The sequence below is a fragment of the Mesorhizobium shonense genome (assembly GCF_040545255.1).
Lineage (GTDB): Bacteria > Pseudomonadota > Alphaproteobacteria > Rhizobiales > Rhizobiaceae > Mesorhizobium > Mesorhizobium shonense.
In genome coordinates, this window is the sequence record NZ_JBEPLM010000010.1 from 243468 (window position 1) to 263706 (window position 20239).

General features: G+C 65.7%; 17 protein-coding genes, 1 tRNA gene and 1 pseudogene. 10 read left to right on the plus strand and 9 right to left on the minus strand.

Going from position 1 to position 20239, the window contains the following annotated elements:
• The first annotated feature begins 30 nt into the window (after window positions 1-30).
• From ABID26_RS24645 to atzF, 8 genes are all read left to right on the plus strand, one after another.
• Window positions 31-1158 carry a BMP family ABC transporter substrate-binding protein gene (locus ABID26_RS24645; protein ID WP_126097759.1) on the plus strand — a complete coding sequence of 376 codons (1128 nt, stop codon included), beginning with the start codon at window positions 31-33 and terminating at the stop codon, window positions 1156-1158.
• A 104-nt stretch (window positions 1159-1262) separates the two neighbouring features.
• Window positions 1263-2405: an ABC transporter permease gene (locus ABID26_RS24650; RefSeq protein WP_126097758.1), complete on the plus strand. Its 1143-nt coding sequence runs from the start codon at window positions 1263-1265 to the stop codon at window positions 2403-2405.
• Window positions 2405-3331 carry an ABC transporter permease gene (locus ABID26_RS24655; RefSeq protein WP_292302623.1) on the plus strand — a complete coding sequence of 309 codons (927 nt, stop codon included), beginning with the start codon at window positions 2405-2407 and terminating at the stop codon, window positions 3329-3331. Before ABID26_RS24650 ends, ABID26_RS24655 begins: the two co-directional genes overlap by 1 nt.
• Before the next feature lie 40 nt (window positions 3332-3371).
• Window positions 3372-4073, plus strand: coding sequence for a biuret amidohydrolase (gene biuH / locus ABID26_RS24660; RefSeq protein WP_126097756.1), 702 nt, complete (start codon window positions 3372-3374; stop codon window positions 4071-4073).
• A gap of 10 nt (window positions 4074-4083) precedes the next feature.
• Window positions 4084-5616 (plus strand): ABC transporter ATP-binding protein, encoded by a 1533-nt coding sequence (locus ABID26_RS24665; protein ID WP_354416882.1) that lies wholly within the window; start codon window positions 4084-4086, stop codon window positions 5614-5616.
• The gene (locus ABID26_RS24670) at window positions 5616-6284 is read left to right on the plus strand and encodes a cysteine hydrolase family protein (RefSeq protein WP_126097754.1); all 669 of its coding nucleotides are present in this window, start codon (window positions 5616-5618) and stop codon (window positions 6282-6284) included. The genes ABID26_RS24665 and ABID26_RS24670 overlap by 1 nt, the downstream gene beginning before the upstream one ends.
• A complete protein-coding gene (locus ABID26_RS24675; RefSeq protein ID WP_292302625.1) occupies window positions 6277-6627 on the plus strand; it encodes a cupin domain-containing protein in 351 nt (116 codons plus the stop codon). Before ABID26_RS24670 ends, ABID26_RS24675 begins: the two co-directional genes overlap by 8 nt.
• The gene (gene atzF, locus ABID26_RS24680) at window positions 6624-8456 is read left to right on the plus strand and encodes an allophanate hydrolase (RefSeq protein ID WP_292345271.1); all 1833 of its coding nucleotides are present in this window, start codon (window positions 6624-6626) and stop codon (window positions 8454-8456) included. Before ABID26_RS24675 ends, atzF begins: the two co-directional genes overlap by 4 nt.
• Window positions 8457-8524: 68 nt before the next feature.
• Here atzF and uxuA read toward each other — a convergent pair.
• A pseudogene (gene uxuA, locus ABID26_RS24685) lies at window positions 8525-9931 on the minus strand (mannonate dehydratase).
• Window positions 9932-9936: 5 nt separating this feature from the next.
• Here uxuA and ABID26_RS24690 point away from each other — a divergent pair.
• Window positions 9937-10635, plus strand: coding sequence for a GntR family transcriptional regulator (locus tag ABID26_RS24690; protein WP_292302627.1), 699 nt, complete (start codon window positions 9937-9939; stop codon window positions 10633-10635).
• Between the two features lie 460 nt (window positions 10636-11095).
• Window positions 11096-12451, plus strand: coding sequence for a glutamine synthetase family protein (locus tag ABID26_RS24695; RefSeq protein WP_292302628.1), 1356 nt, complete (start codon window positions 11096-11098; stop codon window positions 12449-12451).
• 11 nt (window positions 12452-12462) lie between these two features.
• On the opposite strand, the gene ABID26_RS24700 is transcribed toward ABID26_RS24695, so the two are convergent.
• From ABID26_RS24700 to ABID26_RS24735, 8 genes are all read right to left on the minus strand, one after another.
• Window positions 12463-13452, minus strand: coding sequence for an ABC transporter permease (locus tag ABID26_RS24700; protein ID WP_292302629.1), 990 nt, complete (start codon window positions 13450-13452; stop codon window positions 12463-12465).
• On the minus strand, window positions 13449-14969 hold the full coding sequence (locus ABID26_RS24705) for a sugar ABC transporter ATP-binding protein (protein ID WP_292345269.1): 1521 nt from the start codon (window positions 14967-14969) through the stop codon (window positions 13449-13451). The genes ABID26_RS24700 and ABID26_RS24705 overlap by 4 nt, the downstream gene beginning before the upstream one ends.
• A 64-nt stretch (window positions 14970-15033) precedes the next feature.
• On the minus strand, window positions 15034-16026 hold the full coding sequence (locus tag ABID26_RS24710; RefSeq protein WP_292304854.1) for a substrate-binding domain-containing protein: 993 nt from the start codon (window positions 16024-16026) through the stop codon (window positions 15034-15036).
• Between the two features lie 83 nt (window positions 16027-16109).
• Window positions 16110-16886, minus strand: coding sequence for an SDR family oxidoreductase (locus tag ABID26_RS24715; RefSeq protein ID WP_292345267.1), 777 nt, complete (start codon window positions 16884-16886; stop codon window positions 16110-16112).
• Between the two features lie 2 nt (window positions 16887-16888).
• Window positions 16889-18052 (minus strand): galactonate dehydratase, encoded by a 1164-nt coding sequence (dgoD, locus tag ABID26_RS24720; protein WP_292304856.1) that lies wholly within the window; start codon window positions 18050-18052, stop codon window positions 16889-16891.
• A gap of 89 nt (window positions 18053-18141) precedes the next feature.
• On the minus strand, window positions 18142-18885 hold the full coding sequence (locus ABID26_RS24725; protein WP_292304852.1) for a FadR/GntR family transcriptional regulator: 744 nt from the start codon (window positions 18883-18885) through the stop codon (window positions 18142-18144).
• Window positions 18886-19032: 147 nt separating this feature from the next.
• On the minus strand, window positions 19033-19674 hold the full coding sequence (locus tag ABID26_RS24730; protein WP_292304851.1) for a ThuA domain-containing protein: 642 nt from the start codon (window positions 19672-19674) through the stop codon (window positions 19033-19035).
• 291 nt (window positions 19675-19965) lie between these two features.
• Window positions 19966-20042, minus strand: a tRNA-Met gene (locus ABID26_RS24735).
• Window positions 20043-20239: the final 197 nt, after the last annotated feature.

Genomic DNA, 20239 nt, shown 5'->3' on the forward strand with positions numbered 1-20239 from the left:
TGCCGGGTCCAAGAAAGGGGAGCATTCGATATGACCGAGAGATTCATGCTTAGCCGCCGCGATCTGCTCAAGACCTCCGCCGCCGGAGCGGCGCTGGGCCTTGCCTCGGCAGCCTTTCCGATCCGCGCGGCGCGCGCCGCCGCCGCTACCGTCGGCTTCATCTATGTCGGCCCGAAGGACGACTATGGCTACAACCAGGCGCATGCCGAAGGGGCTGCGTCGCTGAAGGGCATCGAAGGCATTTCCATCGTCGAGGAAGAAAACGTTCCCGAAACGGTCGACGTCCAGAAGACGATGGAATCGATGATCAATCTCGACGGCGCCTCGCTGATCTTCCCGACCTCGTTCGGCTATTTCGATCCGCATATGCTGGCCATGTGCGCCAAGTTCCCCGACGTGCAGTTCCGCCATTGCGGCGGCATGTGGAACAAGGACAAGCACCCGATGAACGCCGGGTCCTATTTCGGCTATATCGGCATGGGCCAGTACCTCAACGGCGTCGTCGCCGGTCACACCACCAAGTCGAAGAAGCTCGGTTTCGTCGCCGCCAAGCCGATCCCGCAGGTTCTGCTCAACATCAATTCCTTCCTGCTGGGCGCGCGCTCGGTCGATCCGGCGATCACCTGCCAGGTGATCTTCACCGGCGAATGGTCGCTGGCGGTCAAGGAGGCCGAGGCCACCAACGCGCTGGTCGACCAGGGCGCCGATGTGATCACCTGCCATGTCGACAGTCCGAAAGTGGTGGTCGAGACGGCGGCCGGACGCGGCGCCTTCATCTGCGGCTATCACGCCAACCAGAGTCCGCTGGCACCCGAAAAATATCTCACGGGCGCAGAGTGGAACTGGGCCAAGGTCTACAAGATGTTCGTCGACGACCTCGTCGCCGGCAAGCCGCTGCCTAATTTCACGCGCGGCGGACTGGCTGACGGCTTCGTCAAGATGAGCCCGCTCGGTCCTGCCGTCGGCGAAGCCGCCCGCAAGCAGTTCGACGGCACGCTGGCCGAAATGATGAAGGGCGGCTTCTCCGTCATCAAGGGCCCGTTGAAGAGCAACAAGGGCGCCGTCGTCGCGACCGAAGGCCAGGCCTTCGTCGAAACCGCCATCGAACTCGAAAGCATGGACTATCTCGTCGAAGGCGTCGTCGGCTCGACGGCCTGAGGCATTGCGTGTCGCCCAAAAGTGCGCAGCGGTTTGGGGATGACGACACGCATCCGAACAAGAGCTTGAAGCACGTGCTTCAGGCGAGCCGAGGGAGACGGAACATGGCGGACACGGTGAGCAGCCCGGATGTGCGGACCGTCCTCGACGCCGGGGGATACCGGGCGGCGCTCGAATGGACCGCCAGGCGGGCGGAGGCCTTCGTCATTCCGCTTGCGGCGCTGGTCGTCGGCATGGTGCTGTTCAGCCTGTTCATCTTGGCTGTCGGCAAGTCGCCGGTCCAGCTCTACCAGACGATGTGGCGGGGCGGCTTCGGCTCCTGGTTCTCGATCCAGAACTCGCTGTCGCGCGGCGCGCCGCTCTTGCTTGCTGCGCTCTGCGTGGCGCTGCCCGCGCGCCTCGGCCTGGTCGTCATCGGCGGCGAGGGCGCGATCGTGCTCGGCGGCGTCGCCGCGGCCGCCATCGGCGCTGCGCTGAACGGCGCGCCGTCTTTTCTCGTCATACTTCTCATGGGCGTGGGGGGTCTGGCCGCCGGCGGCATCTGGATCGGTGCCGTCGGCGCGCTGCGCCATTACCGGGCCGTCAACGAAACCATCTCCAGCCTGCTGATGGCCTACATCGCCATCGCCCTGATGAACCATCTGGTGGAAGGGCCGTTGCGCGACCCGGCCTCGCTGAACAAACCCTCGACCCAGCCGCTGGCCGACATCTACCGCGTCGGCAACATCCCGGGCATGGAAGTGCATTGGGGGCTCGTCGTCGGCATCCTTGCCTGCGTGCTCTCCTGGCTGCTGATCGAAAAAACCCGCTGGGGCTTCGCCGCCCGCATCGCCGGCGGCAATGTCAGGGCGGCGCAGGTGCAGGGGTTGGCCGTCGGTCCGCTGATCGTCGGCTTCACTGCGCTCGCCGGCGGTTTCGCCGGTCTTGCCGGCATGCTGGAGGTCGCGGCCGTGCAAGGCGGCGCCAACGGCTCGCTTGCCGCCGGCTACGGCTATACCGGCATCCTCGTCGCCTTCCTTGCCCGCCACAATCCGCTCGCCATCATCCCCGTCGCCATCCTGCTTGGCGGCATCGACGCGTCGGGCGGCCTGATCCAGCGCCGCATGGACCTGCCGGACGCGACCGTCCTAGTGTTGCAGGGCATGCTCTTCGTCGTCATCCTGTTCAGCGAGACCTTCTACGGCCGCTTCAAGCTCTTCAATCCCGACCTCTGGCAGGGGCCCGGTTTCTTGAAGGGGACTGTCTGATGGAAGCCACCGATATCGGGCTGTGGGGGGTGCCGCTCGCCATGTTGGGCGGCGCCATCCGCGTCTCCACCCCGTTCATCTTCGTCTCGATCGGCGAAGCCATCACCGAACGCTCGGGCCGCATCAATCTCGGCCTCGAAGGCACGCTGGTGTTCGGCGCCATGAGCGCCTATGCGGTGGCGGTGATGACCGGCTCGCCGTGGCTCGGCCTTTTGGCCGCGATGGTCGCCGGCCTCTGCTTCGGCCTCTTCCACGGCTGGATCTGCAAATTCCCGAAGGTCAACGATATCGCCATCGGCATCGCCCTGATGCTGTTCGGCACCGGCCTCGCCTTCTTCTTCGGCAAGCCCTTCATCCAGCCTTCGGCGCCGGACCTGCCGGCAATTCCCTTCGGCGCTTGGTCCGATATCCCGCAGGTGCAGGCGGCGCTCAACGTCAACGTGCTGTTCCTGATCGGTGCTGCCCTCGCCGTCTTCCTCTGGTGGGCGGTTCGCAACACGCGCATCGGCCTGATCGTGCGTGTGGTCGGCGACAGCGCCGATGCCGCGCGCGCCATGGGCCTCAACCCGAACACGGTGCGCCTTCTCGCCACCGGCGTCGGCGGCGCGCTCGCCGGTATCGGCGGTGCCTATCTGTCGCTCTACTATCCGGGCAGCTGGACCGAACGCATCTCGTCGGGCCAGGGGCTGATGGCGGTGGCGCTGGTCATCTTCGCGCGCTGGAACCCGCTCGGCTGCTTTGCCGCCGCGCTTCTGTTCGGTGGCGCCGGCGCCCTCGGTCCGGCGCTGCAGTCGGTGGGCGTCACGCAAGGCTACTACCTCTTCTACGCCGCGCCCTACATCCTCACCCTCATCATCATGATCGCCACCTCTTCGCCGAGCCGCACGCTCGCCGGCGCGCCCGGCGAACTGTCGATCACCAAATAACTGCGCATCACGAACCGCTCGCGAGACCGGAGTTTTTGCCATGAACGCCAGACCCGAGATCACCCAGCGCTACATCGACGCCGATCCTTATCCCTGGCCCTACAACGGCGATCTGCGGCCGGACAACACCGCGCTGATTATCATCGACATGCAGACCGATTTCTGCGGGCCGGGCGGCTATGTCGACCACATGGGCTATGACCTCTCGCTGGTCAGGGCGCCGATCGAGCCGATCAAGGCGGTGCTTTCGGCCATGCGCGACAAGGGCTACACCATCATCCACACCCGCGAGGGCCATCGCCCAGACCTCGCCGACCTGCCCGCCAACAAGGGCTGGCGCTCGCGCCGCATCAATGCCGGCATCGGCGACCCCGGTCCATGCGGGCGTATCCTGGTGCGCGGCGAGCCGGGCTGGGACATCATCCCCGACCTCTATCCGGCCGAGGGCGAACCGATCATCGACAAGCCCGGCAAGGGCTCGTTCTGCGCCACGGACCTCGAGCTGATCCTCAACCAGCGCGGCATCGAAAACATCGTGCTCACCGGCATCACCACCGATGTCTGCGTGCACACCACCATGCGCGAGGCCAACGATCGCGGCTTCGAATGCGTGATGCTGGAGGATTGCTGCGGGGCTACCGACTACGGCAATCACCTGGCGGCGATCAAGATGATCAAGATGCAGGGCGGCGTGTTCGGCGCGGTCTCGCACTCCGCCGCGCTCGTCGCTCAACTGCCGTGAGGAACCGGCGATGAGCAGCAGCTTCCACGGAAAGGCGATCGGCGTTGAGACCATCGGCATGACCATGCGTTTCGGCGCATTCACCGCGCTGGACGATGTCTCCATCAAGGTGCCGGCAGGCTCCTTCCATGCCTTGCTCGGTGAGAACGGCGCCGGCAAGTCGACGCTGGTCAAATGCATCATGGGTTTCTACCACCCGACGTCGGGCGACATGCTGGTCGACGGACGCGAAGTGACGATCGCCAGCCCCAGGGATGCCTCGGCGCTCGGCCTCGGCATGGTCTATCAGCATTTCACGCTCGTGCCTTCGCTGACGGGCGCCGAGAACCTGGTCATCTCGCGTGAGAAGGTGCCCGGCGTCATCGACTGGCGCAAGGAGCGCACAGCGCTTGCCGCCTTCATGAGCGGCATGCCGTTCAAGGTGCCGCTCGACGTCAAGGTGGCCGAACTCGCCGCTGGAGTGAAGCAGAAGCTCGAGATCATCAAGCAGCTTTATCTCGGCCGCAATTTCCTGGTGCTGGACGAGCCGACTTCCGTGCTTACCCCGGGCGAGGCGCAGGAAGTGCTCGGCCTGGTGCGCGGTATGACGAAGGCCGGCGACCTCACCGTGCTGATGATCTCGCACAAGTTCCACGAGGTTACGGCATTCGCCGACGACATCACGGTGCTGCGCAAGGGCAGGCTCACCGGAACCGGGAAGGTCTCCGATCTCTCCCACAGGGAGATGGCGGCGATGATGATCGGCGACCAGCCGATCGCCGCGCTCGACAGCCGCGCCGAGCCGAGGCCGGACGCCGAGATCGTGCTCAAGGTGAAGGCGCTGAAGGCGCCCGATCGCACGGGCCTCAAATCGATCGACATCGCGGATCTTGGGGTGCGTTCGGGCGAGATCGTCGGCATCGCGGGCATCTCAGGCAACGGCCAGAAGGAGTTCCTGGAAGTGCTGGCCGGGCAGCGCCCGCGCAATGGTGGCGAGGTCATGGTTCGCGGCGCCGCCTATGCGGCGACGCGCGCCGAGGCGCGCGCGCTCAACGTGCGGCTGATCCCGGAGGAGCCGCTGAAGAATGCCTGCGCGCCAAGGATGACGGTCGCCGAGAACATCGCCTTCCGCACCTTCGACGTCGACGGCAACGGCAAGCCGGTGAGCTGGATCAGCGCCGGCGCCATCAAATCCTTCAGCGCCCGCCTGGTCGAGCAGTTCAAGGTCAAGACGGCATCGCTCTCCTCGCCGATCGCCTCGCTGTCGGGCGGCAATGTGCAGCGCGCCGTGCTGGCCCGCGAGCTCACCGGCGAGGTCGACCTGTTGATCGTCTCCAATCCTTGCTTCGGCCTCGATTTCTCCGCCGTCGCCGAAATCCGCGCCCGCATCATGAGGGCGCGCAATGCCGGCGCCGCGGTGCTGCTGATGTCGGAAGACCTCGACGAGCTCCTGGCACTCTCCGACCGCATCCTCGTCATGTCCGACGGCGCGCTGGTCTACGAGACTTCGATCGCGCAGGCGAGCGTGCACACGATCGGCGAATACATGGCGGGGCATCACTGATGGCGAAAATCGAAGCGCAGCCCTTCGCCTTCGCCTTCGAGCCGGAGACGACGGCGCTGATCGTCATCGACATGCAGCGCGACTTCGCCGAGCCGGGCGGCTTCGGCGCCAGCCTCGGCAACGATGTCGGCCGGGTCGTGGCGATCGTGCCGACGGTAAAGCGGCTGATCGAAGGCTTTCGCGCCGCCGGCCTGCCGGTGATCCACACAATGGAGTGCCACAGGCCCGACCTTTCGGACCTGCCACCCGCCAAGCGAGACCGTGGCAACCCGTCGATCCGCATCGGCGATGTTGGTCCGATGGGCCGCGTGCTGATCGCGGGCGAGCCCGGCACGGCGATCCTCGAGGAGCTCGCGCCCTTGCCCGGCGAGATCGTCATCGAGAAGCCGGGCAAGGGCGCCTTCTACGCGACCGGACTCGGCGAGGACCTGAAACGGCTCGGCGCCCGGCAGCTGGTCTTTGCCGGCGTGACGACCGAAGTCTGTGTGCAGACGACGATGCGCGAGGCCAACGACCGTGGCTACGAATGCCTGGTCGCCGAGGATGCGACGGAAAGCTACTTTCCCGAATTCAAGGCAGCCGCGCTCGCCATGATCAGGGCACAGGGCGCGATCGTCGGCTGGACGGCGACGGCGGATCAGGTGCTCGAGGGAATTGCGAATGCCTAATCTTGCCTTTGCTGGCCTCGTCGACGGTGGCTGGCGCGATCTGGCGTTCGAGCCTTTCCGCGACGGTGTCGCGGCGCATTGGCTGCTCAAAGGCGGGCCGGTCGAACCGTCCGTAGCGGTCCTTGGATACCAGCCGGGTGCCGGCGTGCCGCGCCATCGCCATGCCGGGCTGGAAACCATCGTCGTGCTGGAAGGCATCCAGAGCGACGAGAATGGGAACTATCCTGCGGGCAGCGTGATTCTCAATCCGGTCGGTTCCGAACATTCGGTGTGGACGAAGGACGGCTGCGTCGTGCTGATCCAATGGGACCTGCCGGTGATCTTTCTGGGGGAGACGAAATGAGCGACATTCACTTCGACATCGGCAGCCTGCATGCCGCTTACGAGAGCGGAATCAGCGTCGCCGAGGTGATCGATACGGTCCTTGCCCGCATCGAGGCGGCGGGCGACCCCGGCATATTCATCCACCTTGCGACGAAAGCCGCGATGCTGGCCGAGGCCGAAGCGTTAGGCCGTTTCGATCCGGTGGCCAGGCCGCTCTGGGGCATCCCCTTCGCCGTCAAGGACAACATCGACGTCGCCGGCATGCCGACCACGGCCGCCTGCGCCGAGTTTGCCTACACGCCCTCCACGGACGCCACAGTGGTGGCGAAGCTCAAGGCCGCCGGCGCCCTCGTCGTCGGCAAGACCAATCTCGACCAGTTCGCCACGGGCCTCGTCGGCGTTCGCACACCCTGGCCGATCCCAAGGAATGCGATCGATCCGGAACTGGTACCCGGCGGCTCCTCCTCCGGCTCCGCGGTGGCGACGGCGCGCGGCATCGTCTCCTTCGCGCTCGGCACCGATACCGCCGGCTCGGGGCGCATCCCGGCCGGCCTCAACAGCATCGTCGGGCTGAAGCCGACGGTCGGCGCGCTTTCGACGACGGGCGTGGTGCCGGCCTGCCGGACGCTCGACTGCGTCTCGGTCTTCGCGCTGACAGTCGACGACGCCTATGCGGTGTTCTCGGTTGCCACCGCGCACGATGCCGCCGATCCTTATTCGCGCGGCATCGCCGTCGAGCCACTCGCCGTGCGACCGCCGGTGCTGAACGTCGGCATCCCGGCAAGGGCCGACCTGAAGTTCTTCGGCGACGCATCGATGCAGGCCGGCTTCGAGGCCGCTCTCGCCGCCCTGGAGGCGCTCGGCGCCAGGCTTGTCGAGATCCCGTTCGGCGACTTCTACGCCACCGCCGATCTTCTCTACGAAGGCGCCTGGGTTGCAGAGCGCTACGCGGCGATCCGCGATTTCTTCGAGGCCAACGAGGCCGCGCTCCATCCGGTCACGCGCAAGATCATCGGCGGCGCGAGAAACCTGTCGGCAGCCGACGCCTTCCGCGGGCTCTATGCCTTGCAGGCCTGCAAGGCGCGGCTCGCCCCGGTCATCGCCTCCGTCGATCTCTTCTGCGTGCCGACGGCGCCGACCCACTACACCGTCGATGCCGTGCTTGCCGATCCGATCGCCACCAACAGCCGGCTGGGCACCTACACCAATTTCGTCAACCTGCTCAACATGTGCGGCATCGCCGTGCCGACCGGCACGCGCGATGATGGCTTGCCGATGAGCGTTACCCTGCTTGCGGCCGCCGGGCGGGACGGTCTCGTGGCGTCAGTCGCGCGCGATCTCCATGCCGCGAGCGGTCTCGCTCTCGGCGCGACCGGATGGCCGCAGCCAAGCGCGCAGCCCGTTGCCGCGTTGGCCGAGGACGAGATGATCGAACTGGTGGTGGTCGGCGCGCATCTATCGGGAATGCCGCTGAATGGCCAACTGAAGAACGTTGGCGCGCGATTCTGCAGGGCAGCAAGGACGGCGCCCTCTTACAGGCTCTATGAGCTTGCTGGCCAAATCCCACCCAAGCCCGGGCTGGTCCGGGTCGGCAGCGGGGGCGCGGCCATCGAGGTCGAAGTCTGGCGACTCTGCCCCGACGCCTTTGGCCGTTTCGTCGCCGCCATTCCGCCACCGCTCGGCATCGGCACCATCGATCTCGGCGACGGCACGTCGGCAAAGGGTTTTCTGGCAGAGACCGCTAGCCTGTCGGCGGCGACAGATATCTCCGCCTATGGCGGCTGGCGCAGCTATGTCGCAAGGTCGAACGGGGCGCAACGACAACTGGAGCGCGCTCCCTCCAATTGACCGACGGAGTTCGTCGGATCGCCGAGCGCCTTGAAGCGCACCCCGACGGAAGGCTCGCCGGCCCGACCTCAGGCCAGTTCGAACCGCTCCACCGCCCGCATGATGCCGCGCAGCTCCGCAAGACCTTTCAGCCGGCCGATCAGCGAATAGCCGGGATTGATATTCGTCTTGCCGATGTCGTCGGCAAGCAAATGGCCATGGTCGGGGCGCATCGGGATGCGCCAGTCGGACCGGCCTTCTCTCCGCCGCCGCGCTTCCTCCTTCATCAGCGCCAGGATCACTTCGGCCATGTCGGTCGAGCCTTCCAGATGCTCCGCTTCGTAGAAGGAGCCGTCCTTTTCGCGCGTCACATTGCGCAGATGCGCGAAATGGATCCTCGGCGCGAACTCCTCGATCATCGCGACCAGATCGTTGTCGGCGCGCACGCCGTAGGAGCCGGTGCAGAAGGTCAGCCCGTTCGCCGGGCTGTCGACCACTCCCAGGATGAAGCGCGCGTCATCGGCGGTGGAGACGACGCGCGGCAGGCCGTAGAGCGAGAACAGCGGATCGTCCGGATGGATGCACATGCGCGCGCCGACTTCCTCGGCGGCCGGGATGATCTCCTTCAGGAACCAGGCGAGATTGGCGCGCAGCTGCGTAATCCGCGAGCGCCCCGCGCATTGTGTCGCGATTGTAGGTGCGCTCGGTTGCCGGCAGGCCGGCGATCAGGTTGCGCTCTATTTTCTCGATGTCTTCGTGCTCAAAGTCTTGAGCCGCGCTTCCGCCTCCTCGAGGCGCGCCGGGCTGTAGCTCGCCTCGGCGTTCGGCCGCTTCAGCACGAAGACGTCATAGGCGGCGAAATCGATCGCATCGAAGCGCAGCTCGTAACCGGTGGTGGGCAGCCGGTACATGAGGTCGGTGCGGGTCCAGTCGACGACCGGCATGAAATTGTAGCAGATGGTGGAGATGCCGGCCTTGGCCAGCGCCCGGATCGTGTCCTTGTACCAGCCGACGTAGCGCTCCCGCTCGGGCGAGCCGATCTTGATCGAGTTGTGGACGGGAATGCTCTCCACCACCGACCAGGTGAGGCCGGTCGCCTCGACGATGCGCTTGCGCTCGAGAATGGCCTCGAGCGGCCAGGCGCTGCCGTCATAGATGTTGTGCAGCGCCGTCACGATGCCCGCAGCACCCGCCTGCTTGATATTGTCGAGCGTGACCGGATCGTTCGGGCCGTACCAACGCCAGCATTGTTCCATTGCTGCCTCTTTCCATGATTGCGATCGACCATATTGTCGGACGACGACATCCGTCAAACGGAGGATTGCGGCAGGGCCCCGGCACCGGCCATGGCGCGGTTGGGTCAGCCGGGATAGCGCCCTGGCCTCCCTTGCGGCGCCGCGCGTTAACCGTCTATCGTGCGCTCGAAGCCGCCGGCCAAGTATTGCGGCGGCAGATTGCGTGACGAAACGGGTTTCAGGACGGACGAAGCAGCGCATAGCCAATGGCCGACAAAACACAATTCGGACTGACTGCCCTCGACACGGTACCCCTGCATGAGAAAGTCTATCTGGAACTGGTGCGGGCGCTGATGTCGGGTCAGCTCCAACCCGGCCAGAAGCTGACCTCGCGCAAGCTCGCCAAGGAGCTCGGCACCAGCGACATGCCAGTGCGCAGCGCCTTCATGCGGCTGCAGGCGCTCAGGGCGCTGAGCCCGATGCCGAACGGCAGCGTCGAGGTGCCGATGATCTCGGCCGATCGCTTCCAGCAGCTGACCGACGTGCGCACCATCCTGGAAGGCACGGCCACCGAACTCGCGACAAAGCTCATCAACGGCAACAATCTGCGCGCCATTCGCCGCCACTGCACCGAGCTCACCCAGGCCGCCCGCAGCGGCGACATCGACGACTATCTGCGCAAGAACCACGACTTCAAATTCTCGATCTACCGCCACTGCGGCAACGAGCAGATGATCTTCCTGATCGAGACGGTGTGGATGCAGGTGGGGCCTTTCCTCCGCAACCTGCGCATCGGCTTCGAGGACGACCTCGCCGGCATCCTCGGCATCGACTATCACGAGGAGGCCGTGGCGGCGATCGAGGCCCAGGACGGCGAACGGGCCCGCGCGGCCATCGTGCGCGACATCGAAGAGGGCGCCGCGCACATCCTCAAGCAGATTAAGTTCCCTGAATTGCGGCAGTAGGAAAGCCTTCGAGATTGGCCGAAAGCGTCCCAACTTCGTCATCCCAGGGCGAAGCAGGAGCGAAGCTCCGTTGCAGAGACCCTGGGATCCATTCCGTGACCTCGGGCGTAGAATGCGGCGGAGCAGAATTCTGCACCGCTGCACCGCTCATATGTAACGGAATGGATCCTATGGTCTGCGCCGCGTCGCTTCGCTCCTTGCTCCGCATAGGATGACGACGGGATGGGGCGTTGCCGCCAATTCCCAACTCCCGGCTTGGCTTTCTCTTTGCATGCCGCTATGTTGCGATCGCAGATCGCACAATATGGACCCGAAATGCCGCCCGATATCCCGACTAGTGAATTGAAAAAATGAAGGAAACACGCCCGGACACCTCCAGGGCGGCCTTCACGAACTCACAAGTTGAAAAATGGATATCGTAGCCGAAAGGGCTACAGCGACTCAAAATAGGGGCTGGAAATTGGGCGATGCAATCGCGGACGTTTTGAACTGGCTTGAAAGCAGGAACGACATCCAGAGCCTGAGGGCCGCGGTGTGCGACCTGAACGGCATCATGCGCGGCAAACGCATTCCGGTCGAGCAGGCGCGCAAGGCGCTCGAAGGCAAGCTGCGCATGCCCTATTCGCTGATCGGGCTCGACATCTGGGGCGAGGATATCGAAGGCAACGCGCAGGTCTTCTCGACCGGCGACGCCGACGGGCTTTGCTATTGGACGGGACGCGGCATCCTCCCGGTCAACTGGACGGCGCATCCGACAGCGCTTCTGCCGCTCTGGCTCGCCGATGAAGCCGGCGCGCCCTATCTTGGCGACCCGCGCCGCGCGCTCGCCCGCATCCTCGACCGCTACGCAGCGCTCGGCCTGACACCTGTCACCGCCACCGAGCTCGAATTCTATCTCGTCGACCCGACGTCCCAGCGGCCCGTCGGCCCCGTCTCGCCCGTCACCGGCCGGCGCCTCGATTCCGACGCAGCGCTCTCGATCGACGAGATCGACGATTTCGAGGCCTTCATCCACGACATCTACGAAGCCTGCCGCATGCAGGGCATTCCGGTCGACACCGCGATCGCCGAGAATGGCGTCGGCCAGTTCGAGATCAACCTCAATCACGTTCCCGACGCCTTGCGCGCCGCGGACGACGCCGTGCTCTTCAAGCGCACCGTCAAGGGCATCGCCCGCAAGCACGGTTTTGCCGCCTGCTTCATGGCCAAGCCCTATGGCGAGCGCGCCGGCAACGGTTTTCACGTCCACTTCAGCGTTGTCGATAAGGAAGGCCGCAACATCTTCGACGATGGCAGCGACCAGGGCTCGGACACGATGCGCCACGCGGTCGGCGGTCTGCTCGCCGCGATGGCCGAAAGCACGCTGGTGTTCGCGCCGCATTTCAATTCTTATCGCCGGCTTCGGCCGAGATCCTATGCGCCGACGGCCGTCGCCTGGGGTTACGAGAACCGCATGGTGGCGATCCGCATTCCCGGCGGCCCTTCCGCCGCGCGCCGCATCGAGCATCGTGTCTCGGGCGCCGATGCCAACCCCTATCTGGTGCTGGCGGCGATCCTGGGCGCCGCGCTGATGGGCATCGAAAAAGAATTGTCGCCCGGCGAGCCGACCGGCGGCGAGGGGCAAGGGCTGACACTCGCCAAGCTGCCGCCGGATTGGGCCTCGGCGATCGCCGCCTTCGAGACCGGGCCGCGTGTCGCCGAAATCTTCCCGGCCGTGCTGCGCGACGGCTTCATCGCCTGCAAGCGCCAGGAATTGAACACCTTCGCGCTCAACGTCAGCGACTTCGAGATCGAGACTTATCTCGAAAGTGTCTAGCCCGACACGGGCTACTCTCCCGACCGCGCCCGCTGGCGCTCCTGCACGATGACCGCGAGGATCAGCAGCGCTCCCTTGGCGAGCAGCTGGTAGAAGGTCGGCACGCTGGTCAGGATCATGCCGTTATTGAGCACGCCGATGATAAGCACCCCCAGCATGGCGCCGACGATCGTGCCCTTGCCGCCCTGCAGCGCGCAGCCGCCGAGGATCGCAGCGGTGATCGCTTCCAGCTCCAGCCCCTGGCTGCCCGAGGCCGGCTGTCCGGACATGGTGCGGCTGGCGAGCACCAGGCCAGCCACCGCCGCGGCGAAGCCGCTCATCGCGTAGATCGAGATCTGGTAGCGGCGGATCGGGATGCCGGCGAGCCGCGCCACCGTCGGGTTGCCGCCGAGCGCATAGATGTTGCGCCCGACGACCGTCTCGCGGGTAAAGACGATGAAAGCGGCCATCGCGGCGATCAGCAGCCAGATGGCGAAAGGCAGGCCGAACAGCGTGCCGATGCCGAGCGCGCGCAGGCTGTCGCCGGTGATCGGGATCGAGTTGCCGTTGTTCATCAGATAGGCGAGACCGCGGAAGGCGGACATGGTTCCAAGCGTCGCGATCACCGCGTTGACCGGGCCGTAGACGATGATCAGCCCGTTGACGGCGCCCGCCACCAGCCCGGCAAGAAGCCCGGCAAGGATGCCGAGCGGTATCGAGCCGGTTTCCTGGGCTGCGACGGCCAGCACCATGGTGCTCAGGCCGACGATCGATCCGACCGAGATGTCGAGCCCGCCCGACACGATGACGACGGTCTGCGCCATGGCCAGGATGCCGAGGATGGTGACCGCCAACCCGATATTGATGAGGTTGCGCGGCGTGAAGAAGACGTCTGGCCGCAGCGCGCCGAAGATCGCCAGCAGCACGACAAGCGCGATGAGCAGGCTGATATTCTGCGCACCGATGCGGCCAAACAGGCTTGCCGGCGCGCGTTCGCGGGTGGCCGTTACGGTATCGGTCACGACACTTTCCTTTCGATCGTCTCTTTCCCCGAGCGCATGGCCAGCGCCAGCACGGCCTCTTCGCTAGCCTCGCGCCACGGAAGCTCGCCGCTGATGCGGCCGCTCTGCATGACCAGCACGCGATCGGCGAGACCGAGCAGTTCCGGCATCTCCGAGGAGATGAGGAGGATGGCGAGACCCTGGTCGGCCAGGCTTTCGATCAGCCTGTAGATCTCGGCCTTGGCGCCGACATCGATGCCGCGCGTCGGCTCGTCGAGGATCAGCACCGCCGGCCCGCGCGCCTGCCAGCGCGCGAACACCACCTTCTGCTGGTTGCCGCCGGACAGTTTTCCGACGGCCTGTTCTATGGACGGCGTCTTCACCCTGAGCTCGGCGACGTGGCGGGCGACCAGCGCGCGCTCGCGCCTGCGGCTGAAGAAGCCATAGCGCGACACCTTGTCGGGCACCACCAAGCTGACATTGTCGCGCACCGCCTGCATCAAAAGCAGCGCTTCCTGCTTGCGGTCCTCCGGCACCAGCCCGATTCCGGCTGCCACAGCGTCTGCCGGCTCGCGCGGTCTGTAAGACTGGCCGCCGACGCTCATCCGCCCGGCCAGCAGCGGATCGAGGCCGACGATGGCGCGCGCGACTTCCGTCCGTCCCGCGCCGACCAGGCCGCCGAGCCCGACGATCTCGCCGGCCCTCACCTCGAAGCTGATCTTCTTGAGGCGGCGTGTGGTGACATTCTCCAGCGCCAGCCGGACCGGTCCCAGCGTGCGCTCCTTTCGGTTGAACAGGTCGCTCACCGGCCTGCCGACCATCAGCCGCACCATACGCTGCTCGTCGAGCGCCGCGATCGGCTCGTCGGCGACGCGGCTGCCGTCGCGCATCACCACGCAGCGGTCGGCAAGCTCGATGATCTCGCGCAACCGGTGCGAGATGTAGATCACCGCGACGCCGTCGGCCTTCAAGCGTCGGATGACGCGGAACAGCCGCTGCGCCTCGTCTTCGGTCAAGGACGAGGTCGGCTCGTCGAAGGCGAGCAGCCGCGCGCCCGGCCTCAGCGCGCGCATGATCTCGATCAACTGCCTGAGCGCCGGGCTCAGGCCATGGCAGCGCTGCCCGGGCGAAAGCACATCGGCCACGCCGAAGGTGCCGAGCAGTTCGAGGCTGCGCCGCTCGAGGTCGGCGCGGTCGATGAACAGCCCGCCCCGCGCCTTGATGTCGCCGATGAAGATGTTTTCCGCCACCGTCAGTTCCGGGATGATCTCCGGCTCCTGATGGATGACCCGGATGCCCGAACCATGCGCTGCGCGCGGCGAGCTGAGCTGCACCGGCTGGCCGTCGACCAGCACCCGGCCGCTATCGGGGCGGTGCTCGCCCTCCAGCACGCGCATCAGCGTCGACTTGCCGGCGCCGTTCTCGCCGATCAGCGCGGTGATCTCGCCGGCATTGAAGGCGACCGACACATCTCGCAGCGCCTGCACGGCGCCGAAGCGCTTGCTGACGTTCTCGACGGAAACGACGGGCACGGTCATCGGCGGGCGGCTCCGCATGAAGCCGCCCGCTGTGAAGCCGCCAGCCATGCGGCTGAAGGAAAGCCTAGGACTTGCAACCGAGCGTGTCCTTGAACTTGGCGAAGTTCTCGCCGCTGATCAGCGTGGCGTCCTGGAAGTAGTCCTTCTGCATCTCCTTGCCGGTGGCCTGGTCGTAGAGCGCCTGGATCGCGGCCGCGCCGTGCTTGGCGCTGTCCAGCCACATCGTCCCGCGGAAGCCCGTGGGCTTGCCGGAGCCGAAGGCCTCGCAGGAGCGCGAGCCGTCGATGCCGATGCCGATGACGTTCTCCGGCTTCATGCCGGCATTCTCGGTGGCACGCACGCCACCGAGCACGCCGTCATCGTTGCAGGAGTAGAATATCCACTTCTCGGCGTCCGGATTGGCCGTCAGCGTCGTCGACACCACGTCGATCGAGTTGACCATGGTGTTGTCGTAGGGGATCGAGACGATGCGCGACTTGATCTCCGGGATCGCCTCGACCAACGCCTCCTCGGCACCCTTGTTGCGACGCATGCAGGTGTCGGCCTTCTGGTCCTCGATCGAACCGACGCGCACCTTGGAAAGATCCTTGTCCCAGCCCTCGGCCTTGACGATGCGCGCGATTTCACCGCCGACCTGCTTGCCGATGTTGAGCGCGTTCATGCCGACATAGGCGACTGGCGTGCCGTCGGCGAAGGCGATGTCGTCGTCGACCGCGATCAGGCCGATCTTGGCCGCCTTCGCCTTGTCGGCGACGACCGGGCCGAGCGAGCGATCCGGCACCACCACGGCGATGCCCTTGACGCCGTCGCCGACATAGGTGTCGAAGGTGGTGACGGCGAGGTTGGCGTCGAACTGCACGTCCTGGACAAGCAGGTCGACGCCGAGCTCGGCGGCCTTGTCCTTGGCGCCCTTCACCTCGCGCACGAACCAGGGATGGTCGCCCATTTTGTTGATGTAGCCGAACTTCATCTTGTCCTGCGCGCCGGCGCCGTGGACCGTCAGCGCGACGGCGGCTGTGGCTGCTGCCACAAGGCATGCGTTGATCATCTTTTTCATTGGCTTTCCTCCCTGTCGATCCCGGCCGGCGGGACGTGATCTGCTTGAAGACGTTTCCGGCGACCGGCCGCCGGGGCGAAACCTCACTCGTGGTAGAGAACCGAGCGCCCGCCATCGATGACGATGCAGGCGGCGTTGATGAACGGCGCCTCGTCGGAGCCGAGGAAGACGGCGGTCATCGCCACCTCTTCCGGCTTGCCTATGCGGCGCGGCGGATGCAGGTCGTAGGTGCGCTGGCGCTCGGCCTCAGGGTCCGCAAACGTGTTCCAGTAGTCGACCGCGATCTGCGTCTCGATGTAGCCGGGTGCGATCGCGTTTACGCGGACACCTTCGGCGGCGTATTGGATGCCGAGCGAGCGCACCAGGCCGAGCAGCCCGTGCTTGGCGACCGGATAGGGAAAGGTCGAGGGGATGATCGCGAAGGAATGGCAGGAGGCGATGGCGACGACCGAGCCCTGCTTTTGAGCCCGCATCGCCGGCAGCACCGCGCGCGCCGAGTACCACACGCCGTCGAGATCGACGGCAAAGCAGCGCCGCCATTCCTCTTCCGTGGTTTCCAGCGGCTCGTGGAACACGTTGATGCCGGCATTGGCGACGAGCACATCGATGTGGCCGAAGGCGCCAAGCGTCTGTTCGGCCATCGCTTCGCAGGATCTGCTGTCGGCGACGTCGGTTTCCACGAACAGCGCCCGCGCCCCGCCTTCGACCAGCGATGCGGCAACGCTTGTTCCGCTTGCCGCATCCTTTTCCGCCACGACGATCACGGCGCCTTCCGCCGCCATGGCGCGCGCCGTCGCCTCGCCGATGCCGCGTCCGGCGCCAGTGATGATCGCCACCTTGTCCTTGAGACGCCCGGCCATCGTCACCAGTCCACGACAGTGCCGTCGGCAAGCACGGCGTTGGTGGTGTGCATGACCTCCGGCCTGTAGGGATGCCGGTCGGCGACCGCCTCGTCGACCTCGACACCAAGTCCCGGCGCGTCCGGCACCTGCCAGCAGCCGTCGACCATGCGGATCGGCCCCTTCACCACCTCGAAATACCAGGGCACGGCGCCGACCATTTCTTCCTGGATCAGGTGGTTGGGCGTGGAGACGGCGAAATGCAGCGCCGCAGCGCCGGCGATCGGACCGAGCGGGTTGTGCGGCGCGACGCCCACCGAAACAGCCTCGGCCATGGCCGCTATCTTCTTGGCCTCTAGCAGGCCGCCGCAATGGCAGATGTCCGGCTGCACGATGTCGACTGCCCTTGCCCGGAAAAGGTCATCGAATTCGGGACGATCGACCAGCCGCTCGCCGGTGGCGATCGGCACGCGCGACTTGGCGGCGAGTTGCGCCAGCGCGCCGGTCTCGCCGGGCGGCAGCGGCTCCTCGATGAACATCGGCCGGTGCGGCGCCAGCGCGTCGATATAGGCGAGCGCGGTTGCGGCCGAGGCGGGGCGCCCGTGGAAGTCGACCATGATCTCGACCTCCGGCCCGACCGCCTTGCGCAGCGCCTCCATGAGCCGGCCGACCTTGTCGACCTCGACGAGCGGCGCGTGATAGTGGCTGTAAGGGATGAAGACGGCCTTCAGCGCACGATAGCCCCTTGCCACCACCTCGGAGGCGCGCTGCACCAGCGGCTCGGCGTCGAGCGTCTCATAGACGGCGCGCATATCGCCGAGGCCGAGATGCGTATAGACCTTGACCTGGTCGCGCACCTTGCCGCCGAGCAACCGCCAGACCGGCTGATCGAGCCATTTGCCGAAAATGTCCCAGAGCGCCAGCTCGATGCCGGAGACCGCCGACATGCCGATGACGCCCAGCCGCCAGAACGAGTGCTTCTTGAGGATGCGCACCGCCTGCTCGATGTCGCGAGGATCGCGGCCAACCAGAAGCGGGGCCAGATCGTTGACGGCGCCGACGACGGCCTGGGTTTTCCATTCCAGCGTCGCCTCGCCCCACCCGTAGAGACCCGGCTGGTCGGTTTCGATGCGCACGAACACCCAGTTGCGCATATCCGCGTTCACGACGCGCGTGGTGATCGCCACGATTCTCAAGCGCAACTCCTCCCAGGCGACACTTAGATCATATGAAAAGGAATTATCATACGATCTAAAATGGCGTCAAGGCGGAAACGTCAGTCCTTGGCGTGGAGATCGTCGGCGGCGATGTCGAGCAGCCTGTTCATGGCGGCGCGGGCGCCGGCGGTATCGCGGATACGGATCGCCTCCAGCACCGCGACATGGGCGGAAAGCGCGCGCGACTGCGCTTCCATCAAGGGGTTGGTGACCAGAAATGTGGCGCGCAGCGCGGCTTCCAGCATGCCGACAAGCCCCTTGAGCACGACATTGTGGCTGGCCGCGATCACGCCCTTGTGGAAGGCAAGATCCGCCTGGCAGACCGAGTTGAGATCATTGGGAATGTTGTCGCGCATGCCGACCACCGCGCGCTCGATCTCGGCGAGGTCGGCTGCAGTGGCTCGCCTGGCCGCGAGTTCGGCCGCCGCCGGCTCGAAGATGCGGCGCGCCTCCAGCAGGCCGGAAACCAGTTCCTGATCGTCCTGGATCGCAGGGTGCCAGCCGAGCACAACGGGGTCGAGCAGCCGCCAGTTGTCGCGTGGCAGCACCCTGACGCCCGCCCGCCGCCTGGCCTCGACCAGGCCTTTTGCCGACAGCACCTTGACAGCCTCCCGGACCGAGGTGCGGCTGACACCCAGCATGGCGCAGAGCTCGTCCTCGCGCGGCAGGGCGTCGCCGGGAGCATAGTTCCCTCCCAGGATGCGGCTGCCCAGCACGCTGACGACGGCGTTGTGCACGCTTGCGCCACCCCGGTCAACCGAAGGCATCCAGCCGATTGCATCCGAAGGAACGATGGTTTCCACGCAATCCTCTCCGGTGAAAGCACGCTACTGTCTGTTGTATGAAACGTTAGGTCTTATGTAAATTGGATATTCATATGATGAATATCGCCAGTTGCCGGGCTACGTGGCGGATAGTCGAACCGACGAAAGCAGCCGGCGGCGCTGAGTTCAGCGAGCCGCCCACACCAGTCCGCGGCGCAGGATCGTGCGCATCTGCGGCACCTCGAACTCCTTGGCCACATGGCCGAGCGACGAATAAAACACCCGTCCCTTGCCATGCCGGCGCTTCCAGACCACCGGCATGACGACGCCGTCGATCCATGGCGCATGGTCGCCCGAGAAGGTGGTGGTCGCCAGCACTTCGTTCGAGGGATCGACATGCATGTAATACTGCTCGGAGCGGTAGGCGAAATCGTCGATGCCCTCCATGACCGGATCGTCGCGCCGCACAATGTTGACCCGATAGTCGATGATGTTGCCGGGATGCGCGACCCACTGCCCGCCGCACATGAACTGGTAGTCCGTCGATTCGCGGAACGCGTCCCCCATGCCGCCATGATAGCCGCCGAGGCCGACGCCGCTCTCGACCGCTTTCGTCAGATTGGCCTCTTCGGCCTTGGCGAGCTTGGACATGGTGTAGATCGGCACGATCAGGCTGAGCTCGGCGATTGCCGGGTCGGCGAGCGCCGCGGTCGTGTTTTCCACGTGCACGGCGAAGCCTTCCTCCTCGAGCATCGCCTTGACGACTCGCGCCCCTGCTTCGGGTTCGTGCCCTTCCCAACCGCCCCATACGATCAGTGCCTGCCGCATCTTCCGCTCCTCATGCCTTGCCCTCGCGGCCGACCTGCGGCAGCGCGGAGTCGGGCGACCATCGCTGCAAAGCCCCGCCAAGTCGAGATGGAAAGAGACGTTGGCGAAAAACAAAAACGGCCCGCGCGAGGCGGGCCGTTTTTGCATCTGGTTTCGGGGACAGGATTTGGCTTCTTTGTCCCGCGGCGTCGGCTTCGCCTTCTTGCGGGCCCCTGATGAGCGCTCAAATCAGCCGGCCACCACAAGCCGAATGCCAAAACGGCCCGCGCGAGGCGGGCCGTTTTTGGTATTTGGTTGCGGGGACAGGATTTGAACCTGTGACCTTCAGGTTATGAGCCTGACGAGCTACCGGGCTGCTCCACCCCGCGCCAACCATAGAGGTAAGCTTTCGCTTACCGGATTCAAGAGACCGCCAAATGAAAGGGCCGCTTGCGCGGCCCAGGATCCCGTTTGGCGGGCCTTATGCATGTCGCCCAAAAGTGCCGCGCGGTTTTGCGGCAACGACATGCATCAAAAACCGTAAGAAGAAGATTTATCTCCATCCGGATCCGATCCGGATGTGAGA